Annotated in this window: 14 protein-coding genes and 1 pseudogene; 6 read left to right on the top strand and 9 right to left on the bottom strand. The window is 64.8% G+C overall.

The annotated features are described in order from the left end of the window. The first annotated feature begins 189 nt into the window (after window positions 1-189). Both HALZIN_RS0101595 and HALZIN_RS0101590 read left to right on the top strand, forming a co-directional pair. A complete protein-coding gene (locus tag HALZIN_RS0101595) occupies window positions 190-1392 on the top strand; it encodes an ISL3 family transposase (RefSeq protein ID WP_031382508.1) in 1203 nt (400 codons plus the stop codon). 256 nt (window positions 1393-1648) lie between these two features. Next, window positions 1649-2563, top strand: a pseudogene (locus HALZIN_RS0101590) (MFS transporter); the annotation flags it as partial. Here the strand turns inward: HALZIN_RS0101590 and HALZIN_RS0101585 are convergent. The 5 genes from HALZIN_RS0101585 to lptF form a co-directional block, all read right to left on the bottom strand. Next, window positions 2560-2739, bottom strand: a complete 180-nt coding sequence (locus HALZIN_RS0101585) for a hypothetical protein (protein WP_031382506.1) — start codon at window positions 2737-2739, stop codon at window positions 2560-2562. The pseudogene HALZIN_RS0101590 and the gene HALZIN_RS0101585 sit on opposite strands and share 4 nt — an antisense overlap. Before the next feature lie 365 nt (window positions 2740-3104). Continuing rightward, a complete protein-coding gene (bfr, locus tag HALZIN_RS0101580; protein WP_031382505.1) occupies window positions 3105-3587 on the bottom strand; it encodes a bacterioferritin in 483 nt (160 codons plus the stop codon). A 195-nt stretch (window positions 3588-3782) separates the two neighbouring features. Beyond that, complete coding sequence (locus HALZIN_RS0101575) at window positions 3783-4031, bottom strand: bacterioferritin-associated ferredoxin (RefSeq protein WP_084173656.1); 249 nt, start codon at window positions 4029-4031, stop codon at window positions 3783-3785. A 278-nt stretch (window positions 4032-4309) separates the two neighbouring features. Further along, window positions 4310-5374, bottom strand: a complete 1065-nt coding sequence (gene lptG, locus HALZIN_RS0101570; protein ID WP_031382503.1) for an LPS export ABC transporter permease LptG — start codon at window positions 5372-5374, stop codon at window positions 4310-4312. Next, window positions 5374-6453, bottom strand: coding sequence for an LPS export ABC transporter permease LptF (lptF, locus tag HALZIN_RS0101565; RefSeq protein WP_031382502.1), 1080 nt, complete (start codon window positions 6451-6453; stop codon window positions 5374-5376). Before lptF ends, lptG begins: the two co-directional genes overlap by 1 nt. 164 nt (window positions 6454-6617) lie before the next feature. Here lptF and HALZIN_RS0101560 point away from each other — a divergent pair, with 164 nt between their 5' ends. The 4 genes from HALZIN_RS0101560 to HALZIN_RS0101545 all read left to right on the top strand — a co-directional run bounded on the left by HALZIN_RS0101560 (window position 6618) and on the right by HALZIN_RS0101545 (window position 13264). Beyond that, the gene (locus tag HALZIN_RS0101560; protein WP_031382501.1) at window positions 6618-8141 is read left to right on the top strand and encodes a leucyl aminopeptidase; all 1524 of its coding nucleotides are present in this window, start codon (window positions 6618-6620) and stop codon (window positions 8139-8141) included. Between the two features lie 207 nt (window positions 8142-8348). Next, on the top strand, window positions 8349-9446 hold the full coding sequence (locus HALZIN_RS0101555; RefSeq protein WP_031382500.1) for a branched-chain amino acid aminotransferase: 1098 nt from the start codon (window positions 8349-8351) through the stop codon (window positions 9444-9446). A gap of 327 nt (window positions 9447-9773) precedes the next feature. Beyond that, window positions 9774-10208 carry a DNA polymerase III subunit chi gene (locus tag HALZIN_RS0101550; protein ID WP_031382499.1) on the top strand — a complete coding sequence of 145 codons (435 nt, stop codon included), beginning with the start codon at window positions 9774-9776 and terminating at the stop codon, window positions 10206-10208. Between the two features lie 155 nt (window positions 10209-10363). Further along, window positions 10364-13264, top strand: coding sequence for a valine--tRNA ligase (locus tag HALZIN_RS0101545; protein ID WP_031382498.1), 2901 nt, complete (start codon window positions 10364-10366; stop codon window positions 13262-13264). 19 nt (window positions 13265-13283) lie between these two features. On the opposite strand, the gene HALZIN_RS17045 is transcribed toward HALZIN_RS0101545, so the two are convergent. The 4 genes from HALZIN_RS17045 to HALZIN_RS0101525 form a co-directional block, all read right to left on the bottom strand. Further along, window positions 13284-14438 (bottom strand): GGDEF domain-containing protein, encoded by a 1155-nt coding sequence (locus tag HALZIN_RS17045; protein ID WP_051907319.1) that lies wholly within the window; start codon window positions 14436-14438, stop codon window positions 13284-13286. 388 nt (window positions 14439-14826) lie between these two features. After that, entirely contained in the window at window positions 14827-15267 is a 441-nt protein-coding gene (gloA, locus tag HALZIN_RS0101535; RefSeq protein WP_031382496.1) for a lactoylglutathione lyase, read from the bottom strand. A 179-nt stretch (window positions 15268-15446) separates the two neighbouring features. Next, on the bottom strand, window positions 15447-15851 hold the full coding sequence (locus HALZIN_RS0101530) for a DoxX family protein (protein WP_031382495.1): 405 nt from the start codon (window positions 15849-15851) through the stop codon (window positions 15447-15449). 34 nt (window positions 15852-15885) lie between these two features. Beyond that, window positions 15886-16503 carry an FMN-dependent NADH-azoreductase gene (locus HALZIN_RS0101525; protein ID WP_031382494.1) on the bottom strand — a complete coding sequence of 206 codons (618 nt, stop codon included), beginning with the start codon at window positions 16501-16503 and terminating at the stop codon, window positions 15886-15888. Between the last annotated feature and the right edge of the window lie 22 nt (window positions 16504-16525).

Genomic DNA, 16525 nt, shown 5'->3' with positions numbered 1-16525 from the left:
AGCGGGTCATTAGCCGCTTATCAGTTAGCCGTAATGACCTTATCCGTCGCGGGGCGTAGAATTTTCGGTTCTTCGCAGATCAGCGTGAAACAGGCAGGGTTTGCGGTGAAGGCAGGATAGAAAAACGGCGGTAAATCCGTATATGCTGATGTTCACCACAAACGTCTGCCTACGGATACCGCCGTTACCATGGATGCTACCCCGCTCAACCTGTTCTGGAAAGGCTTCACCGTCACCCACCACGAGTTCCTGGATGCTCAGACGCTGCGGCTCCAGCTGGAGCCCGATGACCGGGTCCCGCCCGTCTGCAGCGGCTGCGACCATGCCTGTTTCCTGGTGCATGACGTGCATCGCCGGCGCGTCCGTGAGGCACCACTGCTGATCTACCGGGTGGAGCTCGACGTCCCGGTGCGACGCTTGCGCTGCCCGGTCTGTGGCCCGACACGAGAGCGCATCGACTGGTTACCCGGGCGCTCGCCGGTCACCACCACGCTGCGCCAGTGGGTGGAGCGTTTGGTTACGTTGCTGCCGATCCGGCATGTCGCGGATCTGGTCGGCTTGCACTGGCATACCGTCAAGACCCTCGACAAGCAGCGCCTGCAACGCGACCTGCCGGCACCGGACCCAACACGGTTGAGGCGCCTGATGATGGACGAGTTCGCCCTGCACAAGGGGCACCGCTACGCCACCGTGGTCGCCTGCGCTGACACCCAGCAGGTGGTATGGATCGGCGAAGGCCGCTCCCGCGATGCGATCCGCCCGTTCTTCGAGTGGCTGGGCGAGGCGCGAGAGCGGATCGAGGCCGTCGCCATGGACATGAATTCGGCCTTCGATCTCGAGGTGAAGGCCCAATGTCCCAATGCCGAGGTGGTCTACGACCGCTTCCATGTGGTGGCCAAGTACGGGCGCGAGGTGATGAATCGGGTGCGCGTCGATCAGGCCAACCAGCTGCGCGACGACAAGGCGGCCCGCAGGGTGATCAAGGGCAGCCGCTGGTTGCTGCTGCGCAATGCCGACAACCTCAAGCCCGAGCAGGCGGTGAAGCTGGATGAGTTGCTGGCGGTCAATGCCTCACTAACCACGGCGTATCTGCTCAAGGATCAGCTCAAGACCCTATGGTTTGCCGACGACGAAGCCACCGCTCGAAGCGCCTGGCGGGAGTGGTACGACATGGCAATCAGCAGCGGCATCGATGCCTTGGCGCGGTTCACCAGGCGGTTGGAACCCTACCTGGAGGGGATCATCTCCAGCGCTCGACACCGGCTGAACACCAGTGTGCTGGAGGGCATGAACAATCGGATCAAGGTCATCAAACGGATGGCCTACGGGTACCGTGACACGGCGTACTTCTTCCTGAAGATCCGGGCCGCTTTTCCCGGCAAAGTGCGATGAACCGAATTTTCGGCTCACCTTTGCCCGGAAAGCTCATGCCCAGCGACGCCCCGCCCCCCTTCGACCCCGCCCCATAATAGCTAGCCGCGAACCACCCAGCCCGACGCCGACTCGCCCCTCGAAACCAGCGACAAGGTCTATCGCCAGTCCGGTTTCCTGGCCTTTCTACCCGCCCCATAATAGCTAGCCGCGAACCACCCAGCCCGACGCCGACTCGACCCTCGAAACCAGCGACAAGGTCTATCGCCAGTCCGGTTTCCTGGCCTTTCTGCTGTCGCGCCTGGCCGCGGTGTTCGCCATGCAGATCCAGGCGGTGGTGGTCGCCTGGCAGGTCTACGACATCACTCGCGATCCGCTCTCGCTGGCCTACGTCGGCCTCGCCCAGTTCCTGCCGATGGTCGTGCTGTTGCTGCCCGCCGGAGACCTGGTCGATCGCTTCGAGCGCAAGCGCATCCTGCAGGCTAGTTGGGCGTTGCAGGCGGTGTGCAGCGGCCTGCTGCTATGGCTCTCCTATACCTCGTCGCGCGACGTGAGCGGGTACTACGCCGTACTGGCGCTGTTCGGCTGTGCCCGCGCCTTCACCGCCGGCATCGGTTATATCCGCGCCAAGCCGATCATCCTCGGCGTGATCTCGCTCGATCTGTTCGCCGTGCTGTTGGGCGGAGTAATCGCCCTGCTGCCGATCTATGCCCAGGAGATCCTGCATGTCGGGCCGCAGGGTTTGGGCGCGCTGCTGATGGGCGTGTATCTCGGCGTGCAGGCGATCCGTCGACATGTCGGCTGGGTGATGTTCGCCGCCGTGGCGATGTTCGGTGCGGCTAACCTGGTGTTCGCGCTGTCCGAGACGTTCTGGCTGTCGATGGCGGCGCTGGTGATCGCCGGCGCCGCCGACATGATCAGCGTCAACATCCGCCTGACCTTGCTGCAACTGGCCACGCCGGACGACATGCGCGGCCGGGTCAACGCCGTCAACATGCTGTTCATCGGCTCGTCCAACGAGCTCGGCGAGTTCCGCGCCGGCACCAGCGCGGCATGGTTCGGCGTGGTGCCCGCGGCGGTCATCGGCGGCGTCGGCACCCTGGCCGTGGTCGGGCTGTGGCTATGGGGCTTCGCCCCGCTGCGCCGGGTCGACCGCTTCGAGGAGGTCGAACCGGCACAAACGGCACGCTAGTCGAGCAGGCTCACCACCAGCGCTGCAAGCCCGACCGTCAGCGCGACGAGCACGGCGACGCTCACCAACCGGTCGAGCAGTCGGTCGATATCCAGGGGCCGGCCGGTGGCCCGGGCCGTGCGGGGCTTGCGACGCATCGCACCACGCCGGGGTGGCGGTTTCAGCGTGCGGGTCATGGCAGGACTCCGTGACTGACCGTCATAACGAACCATGTGCCCTCAACATAAGCCCCGGCGTGGATTTCCACCAGCCCTTCGGGGGTACTTGCCACGGTACATGTCTTGCCGCCCCCATTTCGATACGCCCAGGGGATCCCCACAGGGCACCAACCACCCGCACCGGGCGATCTTGCGGGACGGAGTCTTCAAGGCTAGTAGAAAGCAGCGGGAGTCTGGCCGCGGGGCGATCCTTGCCGGTGTCGCCTACAACAATAGCCGTGAACGGGTGAGTCCACGGCCATCTTGCCAGTTCAGGAAGCGGTCTTCACACAGCTTCCGCGGGGCACATTTTCGCACAACACCGGTCAGGCGCCTGCACGCATTCAGCCCTCGTCGGACTCGTGCATCTTCTTCTGCAGGTAATTCTCGAGGCCCACCTTGTCGATCAGGCCGAGCTCGGTTTCGATGATGTCGATGTGCTCTTCCTCGTCGTCGAGGACCTTGCGGAACAGGTCACGGCTGACGTAATCCCGCACCTGCTCGCAATAGGCGATCGCCTCGATCAGATCGTTGCGCCCCTCGTGCTCGATGGCCAGGTCGCTTTCGAGCATTTCGCGGGTGTTTTCGCCGATGCGCAGCTTGCCCAGGTCCTGCAGGTTGGGCAGTCCCTCGAGGAACAGGATGCGCTCGATATAGGCATCGGCGTGGCGCATCTCCTCGATCGATTCGTCGTATTCCCACTTGGCCAGACCGAGCAGCCCCCAGTCCTTGTACATCTTGGCGTGCAGGAAGTACTGGTTGATCGCCACCAGCTCGTTGCCCAACGCCTTGTTGAGGTGCTCGATGACCTTGCTATCGCCTTTCATGGGAATCTCCTCATCCGCCTTGCTCTGCCTGCGCCGGGCACACGATTACACCCAGCATTGTCGATACTGGAAGTATTGCCGACAAGAAGAAAAAAGTCCAATAAAGGCAATGTGTTACGTATAGTCACTTGCAGATGACAAGGGTTGGCGGATCATAACGAGGGCGACTTTGATCGCTGAGTCGGCGACGCTTAATCAGAGCGCGTAAGCCAAGTCGGTCAGCATCGCCGGCTGGCGCATCGCGGCGGATTGCTCAGCGACGCCTTGCTCCAGGGCGCATTGCGCCATGGCATTGCGAGCGATCGTCTTGCCCATGCAGGCGCACTTGCCGCACTGGGTCGCGCAGCCGGTCTGCTCGCGGACGTCGCGCCAACTACGCGCGCCCTGTGCCACCGCCTGGCGGATGGCCTTGTCGGAAACGCCCTTGCATAGACATACGTACATAAGCACCTCGCTTGGCATCGCGAAGGTAATGTAAATGATTCGCATACCGAACCGCAACCATAATCGCAACACCATGCCCGCGATGGCCGGTCGCTAACGTATGTCATGGAACGTTCTAGGAGTCTGTCGGGCTTGGCCGATCGTCACGAGAAGCACGGGTTTCGAGTCAAATTTATCGATCGATTGAGGCGAATAGCGCGCTATTTAACGAAATGGATCGATGGAATTGGCCGAAAGGCCGGGATTCGCAGTAGGTCAGTGTCAAGTCCGACGGGCTCCTAGCCGCTGCGTCGCAACAGATACAACCCCAACGCCGCAGAGACCAGGGTCGGCGTCAGCACCGCCCAGATCGGCGAGAAGCCGAACAGCGTCGAGGCCGGTGCCAGCAGGTCCTGCAAGTACTTGAAACTCAGCCCGACGATCACCCCGTAGAACACCCGGGTGCCCGCAGCAACACTGCGCAACGGGCCGAACACGAACGAGGCCGCGACCAGCACCAGCGACACCAGAGTCAGCGGCATGATCAGCTTCTGCCAGAAATACAGCAGCGGCTGGGTGGCGGCGAGCCCCTGAGAATGCAGATACTGCGCATAGGCCCACAGCTCGCTGGGTGCCTGACTTTCAATATCGCGCAATAGCCGGTTGAGCTGGGCCGGCGAGAACGCGGTCTGCCAGACTTGCCGGCGCGCCTGCTGCGTTTCGGTGGTGGTATCAGTGAAGCGGGTAGTGTCGACGTTTTCGAGTACCCAACGATCGCCCTGCCATACGGCGCGCTGCGCATGAGTGGCCTCGGTCAGCCGCTGGCCTTCGAAGCGATAACGGGTCAGGTCGATCACGGTATCGTCAGCGCGGATCGCCCCGAAGCGATAGAAGGCATCGCCCTCGCGTTGCCAACCGCCGCGCTGGCTGAGTACCGCACCGGCGCCCTCCAGTTGCTCGAGCCGCCACGCCTCGGCGAACTGCTCGCTGCGCGGCGTCACGAATTCGGCGATCACCAGCAGCAGGATCACCACCAGGCCGACCGGCTTCATCACCCCCCAGAGAATGCGCACCAGCGAGCGCCCGGCAGCGCGCATCACCGTCAGTTCGTTGCTCGAGGCCATGCTGCCCAGCCCGATCAGCGCGCCAATCAATACCGCCACCGGGGCGTACTGATAGAACCGCCAGGGCAAGCGCAGGCCCAGATAGAGCAGCACGTCGAAAGCGCTGTAGTTGCCTTCGACGTCGTTGAGATCGTTGATGAAACTGATCACCAGGTCGAGCCCGAGCAGGACCAGCTGTACCACCAGCATCGCCGCCAGCACGTTGCGGGCGATGTAACGGTCGAAACGGTCGGCCAGCATCAGCGATTGCCTCCCAGTTGCGAACGTCGCAGCAAGCCTAGCCCGAGCAGCAGATAGACCGCGTGGATTGGCCACATGCCGATGGCCGGCGACAGCGAGCCACGACCGATGGCATCGAGCGCCGCCAGCAGCAGGCTGAGGTAGCTGATGTGCAGAAAGATCGCCGGCAGCAGCTTGGCGAAGCGCCCCTGGCGGGGGTTGACCCGCGACAGCGGCAACGCCAGCAGGGTCAGGATGGGAATCATCAGCGGCATGCTCAGCCGCCATTGCAGCTGGGCCATAGACTCGTCGTCATCCGAGGCGATCAGCGCCGGCGTCGAGGCGTACTCGGCGTCGTCGAGCTGGGCCATCTCCGCGGCACGCGACAGGCGCACCGCATAGGTGCTGAATTCCAGCCGTTCGGCGACATTGCGTCCTGGCTCGACACTGTAGCGCTCGCCATCGGTCAGCACCAGAAAGCGGCTGCCGGTTTGCTCATCGGTGGTCTGATAGCCGCCCTCGGCCCGTGTCACCACGGTTTCGGGGCTGCCGTCGTCGCGCTGTTGACGCTCGCTGATGAAGACCTGACGCATGCGCGTCTGATCGTCGTTGAACGACTCGGTATAGGCGGTACGACCATCACCGAAGTCCAGAAAGCGCCCCGGCGTGAGCGCCGAAAAATCCAGCCGACTCTGCTGCTCCTCGATCAGCATCTCGTTATAGCGACCGCCCGCCGGGGTCAGCCACAGACTGCACAGCGCCACCAGCAGGGTGATCAGCGCAGCGGGCAGCATGGTCACCCGCAGCAGCCGGTTGGGACTGGTACCGCAGGCCACCAGCACGGTGATCTCGCTGTTCAGATAGAGCTGGCCGTAGGCCAGCAGGATGCCCAGGAAGAACGCCAGCGGCAGGATCAGCTCGAGGAAGCCCGGCAGATTGAAGAGCATCAGGGTGCCCAGCATGCTGACCGGGATCTCGCCTTCGGCGGCGCTGGAAAAATAGCGAATGAAGCGACTGCCCATGATGACCAGCAACAGGACGCCGGCAACGGCCCCCATGGTGACCAGTATCTCGCGGGTCAGATAGCGGAAAATTATCAAATCGGTCTCCCTGACGCTGTATGACGGTCCATGCAATGGCACAGTGCTTTGCGTACACTGGGGGAGTTCAGCCGGCCATGTGTCAGTGCCGGCATTATCCAGAATCCCGGCTCGCCTGTCTCGTCAGCAAGGCGGTCGCGCACACTATCTGTCGTGGAGATGTCATGGAATTTCCTGTTCTCACCGTCAACCCGGCCAAGGTCGAGACGGCCTGCCTCGTGGTTCCGGTATTCACCGATGGTGACTTGCTCCCGGTAGCCGCCAAGCTCGACGACGCCAGCGAGCGCCTGATCGGCCAGCTGATCGAGCGCGGCGACTTCGCTGCCGGGCTCGGCAATGTGCAGTTGATTCCCTTCGCGCCGGGCCTGGCCGCCGAGCGCCTGATGCTGGTCGGCCTCGGCACGCGCGCCAAGTGCAACGAGGCCAGCCTGCGCAGCGCGCTGGACGCCACCTTCCAGGCGCTGGTGAAACTGCCGCTCGACGAGGCCGTGGTGGCCTTTGGCGACGTGCCCGTGCCCGACCGCGACGCTGACTGGAAAGCCCGCGCGACGGCCGAAGCCGCGCAGCGCGCCATCTATCGCTTCAGCGAATTCAAGTCCGAGCCCGCGCCGGCTCCGCGTTTGTCGCGCGTCGGGCTGCTGCTCAGCGACGCCGCCGAAGCCACCGCCGGCCAACGCGGAGCCCTCGTCGGCCGCGCCATCGGCGAAGGTATCAACTACGCGCGTACCCTGGGCAACCTGCCGAGCAACGTCTGCACGCCGCGCTATCTGGCGGCACAGGCCGAGCAGCTCGGCCGCAATTCGGCCGGCGCGCTCGATGTCGAGATCCTCGACGAACAAGCGCTCGAGGCGCTCGGCGCGCACTCGCTGCTGTCGGTGGGCCGCGGCAGCGAAGAGCCCTCGCGACTGATCGTGATGCGCTACCAGGGCGCCGACGACGCTGAAGAGGCGCCCCACGTGCTCATCGGCAAGGGCATCACCTTCGATACCGGCGGCATCTCGCTCAAGCCGGGCGCCGACATGGACGAGATGAAGTTCGACATGTGCGGTGCCGCCAGCGTGTTCGGCACCGTCAAGTCGCTGCTCGCGCTCAAGCCCCGGATCAACGTGGTGGCGATCGTCGCCAGCGCCGAGAACATGCCCGACGGCCGTGCCACCAAGCCCGGCGACATCATCAAGACCCTCAAGGGGCTGACCGTCGAGGTGCTCAATACCGACGCCGAAGGCCGTCTGGTGCTGTGCGATGCGCTGACCTACGCCGAGCGCTACCAGCCGGCCAGCGTGGTCGACATCGCCACCCTCACCGGCGCGGCGGTGATCGCCCTGGGCCATCATGCCACCGGGCTGTTTTCCAACGACGACGACTTGGCGCTGGACCTGCTCGACGCCGGCGAAACCGCCTGGGATCGTGCCTGGCACATGCCGCTGTGGGACGACTACCAGAGCCAGCTCGACTCCAACTTCGCCGATCTGGCCAACATCGGCGGGCGCCCGGCCGGCTCGATCACCGCGGCGTGTTTCCTGTCGCGCTTCACCGATACCTACCCTTGGGCGCACCTCGACATCGCCGGCACCGCCTGGACCTCGGGCAAGCAGAAAGGCGCCAGCGGCCGCCCCGTGGGCCTGCTGACCCAATACCTGCTGGATCGCGAGACCGAGCTGGGCGAGACCCCGGAAAACGTCGCGTAGCCGCGCGGCGCTTCTCGACACGCCGTTGCATGCTGATTCTCGCTGCACCGACCCGAGCCGGGCTTTCCCGGCTCGGGTCGGGTATGTCATTCTCGCTGTCATCGTTCGCTGCGCCGGTCTGGTCGGCATGGCGACGCCCAACCGCAACGGTCCACGGCCCGGCGATTCGCCACCCGCCGGGGCCCAGCCCTGTAACGGAGACTTCCGGTGACCACCTCTGGCTTTGACGTACGGCCTAACGCCCACCCCACGGATGCCGCCATCCGTGACGAGATCCTCGGCAATTCCGGCTTCGGCCGTTACTTCAGCGACCACATGGCGCATATCCGCTGGACCGCGGACAAGGGTTGGCACGGTCATGAAGTGCGCCCCTACGGCCCGCTGACCCTCGACCCCGCCACCGCCGTGCTGCACTACGCCCAGGAAATCTTCGAGGGCATCAAGGCCTATCGGCACGCCGACGGCTCGGTGTGGACCTTCCGCCCCGAGAAGAACGCCGCGCGCTTTCGCGCCTCGGCGCGACGCCTGGCACTGCCCGAACTCGGCGACCACGACTTCATCGGCTCGCTCGAGGCCCTGGTCGCCCAGGATGACGCCTGGGTGCCCACCCCGGCCAGCGCCGCCGAGGAGACCAGTCTCTACCTGCGTCCTTTCATGATCGCCAGCGAGAAATTCCTCGGCGTGCGCCCGTCGAAGGAGGTCGACTACTACGTGATCGCCTCGCCGGCGGCGGCGTACTTCAAGGGCGGCGTCAAGCCGGTATCGATCTGGCTGTCGTCGAACTACAAGCGCGCCGCCCCCGGCGGCACCGGCTACGCCAAGTGCGGCGGCAACTATGCCGCCTCGCTGGCCGCACAGAAGGAAGCCGAGGCGCATGGCTGCGCTCAGGTCGCCTTCCTCGACGCGGTGGAGAACAAGTGGGTCGAGGAGCTCGGCGGCATGAACCTGTTCTTCGTCTACCGCGACGGGCGGATCGTCACGCCCAAGCTGACCGGCACCATTCTCGAGGGGGTGACCCGCGACTCGATCATGCAGCTGGCCCGCGATGAGGGCCTGACCCCGGAAGAGCGCCACATCAGCATCGACGAATGGCGCGACGGCGCCGCCTCCGGCGAGATCCAAGAAGTCTTCGCCTGCGGCACCGCGGCGGTGGTCACGCCGATCGGCGAGCTGGTCAGCGACGACGAGCGCATCCGCCTCGTCGACGGCGGCGGCGAGATCGGCAAGCGCCTGCGCACCCAGCTGCTCGACCTGCAGTACGGACGCCGCGAGGATACCCACGGCTGGCTGACGCGCCTGGCGTAAGCCCTCGCAATCGGGCGACGGGCTGCGAGTCGCGAGCAGTACAGCGCCGACTCGCAGCCGGGTGGGAGGGAACTTGTTCCCGATGAAGGTGGCTCAGGAGCATGGTCAGGGGCCTTTGTGGGAGGGAACTTGTTCCCGATTGGCGCCGTCAGGCGCCCGGTATGGCCGGGGAGGTACAGTGCCCACCGCCATCGGGAATAAATTCCCTCCCACGCCCCCATAGCCCATAGCCCATAGCCCGTAGCCCGTAGCCCGTAGCCCGTAGCCCGTAGCCCGTAGCCCATAGCCCGTAGCCCATAGCCCATAGCCCATCATCAGGCCCTAGCCGTGACCCACGTCGACTTCTACATCCTGCCCGATACCACCCGCGAGGCGCGCCTCGACTTCGCCTGCCGGCTGGCCGAGACCATCTACCGCAAGGGCTACCGGCTGCACGTGCACACCCAGGACGAGGACGAGGCCCAGGCGTTCGACGAGCGGCTGTGGACCTTTCGCGAAGACAGTTACGTGCCGCACGCGCTGAGCGACAGCGGCCACGACGTGCCGGTGACCATCGGCTGGCAGGCGCTGCCCGAGCCGGCCCTCGATGCGCCGGGCAGCGAGGCGATGCTCAACCTGAGTCTGACGATCCCCGAATGGTTCTCGCGCTTCGAGCGGGTCGCCGAGATCATCAACCAGCACCAGGCCATCCTCACTGCCAAGCGCGATTGCTGGCAGACCTACAAGCAGCGCGGCTACCCGGTGAAGGCGCACAAGCTGTAGGCGCCTAGCTTTCTGGCCACTCATGACGTTGCCGACCCCGGGCGCTATAATCGGGCCCATTTTCATCAGCCGTTCGGCCGAGCCCGCCGCGCCGCTCACTTGCACAACTTAGCCGGGCCGCCGGGCCGATGCCGCCATCTTCACAAGAGCGCTCCATGGACAAGACCTACCAACCCGAACAGATCGAGACCCGCTGGTACCAGCGCTGGGAAGCCGACAACCGTTTCGCGCCCTCGGGCGAAGGTCAGCCCTTCTCGATCATGATCCCGCCGCCCAACGTCACCGGCAGCCTGCACATGGGCCATGCGTTCCAGGACACCCTCATGGATACGCTGACCCGCTACCAGCGCATGCAGGGCCGCAACACGCTGTGGCAGGTAGGCACCGATCATGCCGGAATCGCCACCCAGATGCTGGTCGAGCGCAAGATCGCCGCCGAGAGCGGCCAGAGCCGCCACGACCTGGGCCGCGAGGCGTTCATCGACAAGGTCTGGGAGTGGAAGGCCGAGTCCGGCGGCCACATCACCCGGCAGTTGCGCCGTATGGGCGCCAGCGTCGACTGGAGCCGCGAACGCTTCACCATGGACGACGGCTTCTACAAGGCGGTCCAGGAAGTCTTCGTGCGGCTGTTCGACGAGGGCCTGATCTACCGCGGCAAGCGCCTGGTCAACTGGGACCCGACGCTGCACACCGCGATCTCCGATCTCGAGGTGGAAAACCGCGAGCAGCAGGGCCAGTTCTGGCACTTCCGCTATCCGCTGGCCGACGGCGCGACCACCGACGACGGCAAGAACTATCTCGTCGTCGCCACCACCCGCCCGGAGACGCTGCTCGGCGATACCGGCGTGGCGGTCAACCCGGCCGACCCGCGCTATGCCTCGCTGGTCGGCACATTCATCGAACTGCCGCTGGTCGGCCGGCGGATTCCCGTCGTCGCCGACGAACACGCCGACATGGACAAGGGCTCGGGCTGCGTGAAGATCACCCCCGCCCACGACTTCAACGACTACGCGGTGGGCAAGCGCCAGGGCCATGTGCTGATCAACGTGTTCACCCCCGACGCGCAGATCCGCGACGCCGCCGAGGTCTTCAACCTCGACGGCACGCCCAACGCCGACATCGACCCCGGCCTGCCCGCCGCCTACCAGGGGCTCGACCGCTACGCCGCCCGCGAGGCGATCGTCGCCGACATGCAGTCAGCCGGGCTGCTCGAGAAGACCGAAAGCGTCACCAACACCCTGCCCTATGGCGATCGTTCCGGCGACGTCATCGAGCCGCTGCTGACGGACCAGTGGTTCGTCGCCGTCGAGAGCCTGGCCAAGCCGGCGATCGCGGCGGTGGAGAATGGCGACATCGAGTTCGTGCCCAGGAATTACGAGAACATGTACTTCGCCTGGATGCGCGACCTGCAGGACTGGTGCATCTCGCGCCAGCTGTGGTGGGGCCATCGCATCCCCGCCTGGTACGACCCCGAGGGCGGCGTGTACGTCGCGCGCAGCGAGGCCGAGGCGCGCGAGAAATACGACCTGGCCCCCGAGGTGATCCTCACCCAGGACGACGACGTGCTCGACACCTGGTTCAGCTCCGGGTTGTGGACCTTCGGCACCCTGGGCTGGCCCGAACAGACCGAGGAGCTTAAGACCTTCCACCCCACCAGCGTGCTGGTCACCGGCTTCGACATCATCTTCTTCTGGGTCGCGCGGATGATCATGCTGACGTGTAAATTCACCGGCGAGGTGCCCTTCAAGCAGGTCTACGTGCACGGCCTGGTGCGCGACGCCCAGGGCCAGAAGATGTCCAAGTCCAAGGGCAACGTGCTCGACCCCATCGACCTGATCGACGGCATCGACCTGGAAAGCCTGGCCGCCAAGCGCACCGGCAACATGATGCAGCCGCACAAGGCGCGCGCCATCGACAAGGCGACCCGCGACGAATTCCCCGCGGGCATCGAGCCCCATGGCACCGACGCGCTGCGCTTCACCTTCCTGTCGCTGGCCACCACCGGACGCGACATCAAGTTCGACATGGGCCGCCTCGACGGCTTCCGCAACTTCTGCAACAAGCTGTGGAACGCCTCGCGCTACGTGCTGATGAACACCGAGGGCCAGGACTTGGGCGACGACGGCCAGGCGGTGGAGCTGTCGCTGGCGGATCGCTGGATCGTCTCGCGTCTGCAGCACACCGCGACCCAGATCACCAAGGCGCTCGATGAATACCGCTTCGACCAGGCTTCGCAGGCGCTCTACGAATTCGTCTGGAACGAATACTGCGACTGGTATCTGGAGCTCTCCAAGCCGGTGCTGTGGGATGCCGCACAGGGAAGTGCCAATGTCGCGGGAGACAGGATGTCGGGAGCGACCGACAACGCCTCGCCCGCCGCCAAGCGGGGCACTCGGCGCACGCTGGTGCACGTACTCGAGACGATCCTGCGCCTGGCCCAGCCGATGATGCCGTTCATCGCCGAGGAGATCTGGCAAAGGGTCGCACCGCTGGCCGGCAAGGCAGATGGCAACGGCGCGCAGTCGGTGATGAGCCAACCATGGCCTCAGGCGGATGCCGACAAGCGCGACGCGCAGGCCGAGCGCGATATCGAGTGGCTCAAGGGGGTGATCGTCGCGGTGCGCAACATTCGCGCCGAGATGAACCTGGCACCGGGCAAGTCGCTCGACGTGCTGCTGGCCAAGGGCAGCGCAGGCGACCGCGAGCGCCTCGCCGCCAACCGGGTGTTCCTCGCCAAGCTCGCCAAGCTGGAAAGCGTCCGCTGGCTCGACGATCCGGCCGCGGCGCCGCTGGCGGCGACGCAACTGGTCGGCGACATGGAAGTGCTGGTGCCGATGGCCGAGCTGATCGACAAGCACGCCGAACTCAAGCGCCTGACCAAGGAGCTCGACAAGCAGGATGCGTTCATCGGCGGCATCGAGAAGAAGCTCGGCAACCAAGGGTTCATTGCCAAGGCGCCCGCCGCGGTGGTCGACAAGGAGCGCGCCAAGCTGGCCGAGGCCAGGGCCAGCCGCGCGGCGCTCGCCGAACAGCGCGACAAGATCGCCGCGCTGTAAGCGACCGCAGGGCAGCGGGTCAGCTGGCCCGCTCGAACACCGCGCGCATCTGTTCGGCCGCCCTGTCGAGCACCACCGGTATCTCGCCTTGCATCGCCGGGGTGTCGGTGCCACAGACCCGGTCGCGACCGTCGCGCTTGGCCTGGTAGAGTCGCCGGTCGGCCAGCGCGATCAGGTTGTCGATATCCTGGGCCTCGCCATCGACCGCCACACCGATGCTGAGGGTCATGTTCAAGGCGCCACTCTCAAGCGCGTAGGACGTTTCGCGCACGGCCGAGGCCAGACGCTCGGCGGCACACAGCGCCTCGCCATGGCTCTTGCCGTGCAGCACGGCGATGAACTCCTCGCCGCCGTAACGGCCCAGGGTATCCTCGTCGCGCAGACTCACCCGCAGGCACTCCACCAGATGACACAGCGCTCGGTCGCCAAGCTTGTGCCCATAGCGGTCGTTGATCGTCTTGAAATGGTCGATGTCGATCATCAGCAGCGCAAACGGCCGCGCATTGTCCAGCGCGAGCTCGATCTCGTGCAGCACGGCACGCCGATTGAACACCCCGGTCAGGGCATCGTGATGGGCCTGACGCCGATAGCTGATCTCGAGGCGTTGGGAAACCCCCTCCAAGCGGCGCAGAATCACCGCGAACAGCACTCCTACGGTCGCCAGATTGGCGATCAGCAGGACCTGGGGCGCCCAGCCTCCCAGCCTGTCGACGAGCGTCACTTCGGGGGTTCCCATCAATTGATAGGTCGTCAGGCCCATCACCGCCAGGCTGACCCCGAGCTTGGCGATCTGGCGCAAGGCGCTGATGTAGGTGACCAGCAGGATCAGCGCGAAATACAGCTCGAAGCCCAGGCCACTGCCGTACGTGCCGATCGAGGCCAGCATATGCGCCGTCATCATGCTCAGCATCAGCGATACGCCGGCGCCCATGTGGCCCCGCCGATGCAGCTCGCGGGCGACCACGGTCATGCCCAGCCCGGTCACGCTGATGATGAATAGCCGCGTATCGCTCAGCAGCCAGAACATCGGAATGAAATCGAACAGGTAGACGACGGCCGCGATCAGGTAGAGCTGCGACAGCGTGTAGAAATAGCGCTGACGATCCGCGGGTAGCGGACAGGCGGGTAGCGACAATGCGCGCCAGCTTCCGAGGTTACGGAACTTGCCGTTCATGGAAATCCTTTTCTCCTTCCGCCACCGGGATGGTTGCAGTCTTCGATTCGCCGTCGTGGCGATATCGCTCGGCTCCGGTTGTCAATCCGACGCTATTCGCCAGCTTGCATTGCGCCGTTCGGTCCGGCCGTGATGAGACCACGCCACTCCTTGGCGGGACATGAATGCTGACAGCCGCCACCGCGACGCCAGCCTTTCCAAGCCGGAATAACAGCTTTAGGGTAGACCCTTTGGCGCATGGCCCGCCACCCTGTCGGCAAACCGCTTGTCTGAAAACGCCACGTACCACGTTGCATGTGGCCATGTTGCATGTGGCCGTGACGTGCTCGAAGCGCTCGGCATGGGAGAGTATGCCCTGGCCATCCGATCGCTCCTTTCATGGACTCCCTTACCAGCTGCCGGTATTTTCCATCGACGCCCAAGGCTCCTGCGGCGGCAGTGCGTCGCCCTGCTGCAGCAGCTCGATGGAGATGCCGTCGGGCGAGCGGACGAAGGCCATGTGGCCGTCGCGCGGCGGGCGGTTGATGGTCACGCCGTTGGCCTCAAGGCGTTCGCACAAAGCATAGATATCCTCGACGCGATAGGCCAAGTGGCCGAAATTGCGCCCGCCGGAGTACTCCTCGGGGTCCCAGTTGCAGGTCAGCTCGAGCATCGCGGTGCGCTCCTCCCGGGCACGCTGCCGGTCCTCCGGCGCGGCGAGAAAGATCAGCGTGAAGCGACCCTTCTCGCTCTCCTGGCGGCTGATCTCCTCGAGTCCCAGCAGTTCGCAGTAGAAATGCAGGGAAGCATCGAGATCGCTGACGCGAACCATGGTGTGCAGATATTGCATGATATTTTTCCTGATCCGTCAGTGTGTTGAACTCTTCCATGGTAGACCACCAGCGACGTTCGGTGAACGACACCCGAAGGGCATGCCGCGCGGGGCAACGCCGCAAGAGACATGGACGACGGCCGCCACAGCAAGCCTCGAACCAGCAAGACGGCCGCCGCGACGCCTCCGGACCATGATCAGTCGGGCTTTATCGCCATGCGTCCGCTACCCAGGAACATCACCGCCAGCGCACCGAAGAGAAACATGCCCTGCAGTTCCAGCGTCCAGCCACCCTGATCGTTGAGCGTCCAGAACTGCGGCAGGTGCACCAACACGATAGCCACGACCATGTTGGCCGCCATCAGCAGACCGCCGATCCGCGCCTGCCAGCCAAGAATCGCCATGAGCGGCCCGACGATCTCGCCCAGCACTACGCCGTAGGCGATGAATGCCGGTAGACCGACGCCCGAGAGCATCTGCCCCAGCCAGTCGAAACTCCCCGGGTTAAGGACCTTGTTGATGCCGTGGAACAGAATCAGGACCCCGACGCTCAGGCGAATGATCAGTTTCCCCAGATCATCGTTTTGCAGCAGTTGACGCATGACAGTTTCTCCCAGTTTTCTCTCGGCCGCGCGATCAGAGCCGCGATGAAACGTAATGGCCGATCGCCTGCCTGGCTTCGCCGATCGACGCCTCGCGATGTCGATCGCCCATCGCCAGCCCCTCGGCGTAGACGAAATCGACCTCCTCGATGCCCATCAGCCCCAGCATGTGGCGAAGATGAGGCGTCTGCGAATCGAGCGCGGTGCCGACGTACTGGCCGCCACGCGCAGCCAGTATCACGGCGCGCTTGCTCTCGACCAACCCCTGCGGCCCATTTTCTGTGTAGCGAAAGGTCTGGCCGGCGCGCAGCACCCGGTCGAACCAGGCCTTGAGCTGCGATGGAATGCCCAGATTGTAGAGCGGCACCGCCAGTACCAGCACATCGTGAGCGAACAGCTCGGCGAGCGCCGCCTCGGAGCGTGCCGCCAGTTCGCGCTGTTCGGCGCTGCGCTCCTCCTCGGCCACCATCCAGCTGGCGAATTCGGCGCTGTCCAGATGCGGCAGTGCATCGGCCACCAGGTCACGCTCGGTGATCTGCACATCGCCACGCTCGGCGACCTGATGCTTGAAATGCTCGGCCAGTCCACGGGATTGGCCACCATCGCCGAGGATCGAACTAGTCAGCAACAGTATCTTGGTCGGGGTCGTCATTTCCAGTTCTCTAAAGTGAAGT

The organism is Halomonas zincidurans B6 (assembly GCF_000731955.1).
In the GTDB taxonomy this organism is placed as follows: domain Bacteria; phylum Pseudomonadota; class Gammaproteobacteria; order Pseudomonadales; family Halomonadaceae; genus Modicisalibacter; species Modicisalibacter zincidurans.
The sequence above is the reverse complement of the archived record's forward strand: the minus strand, read 5'-3'. Positions and strand labels throughout refer to the sequence as shown.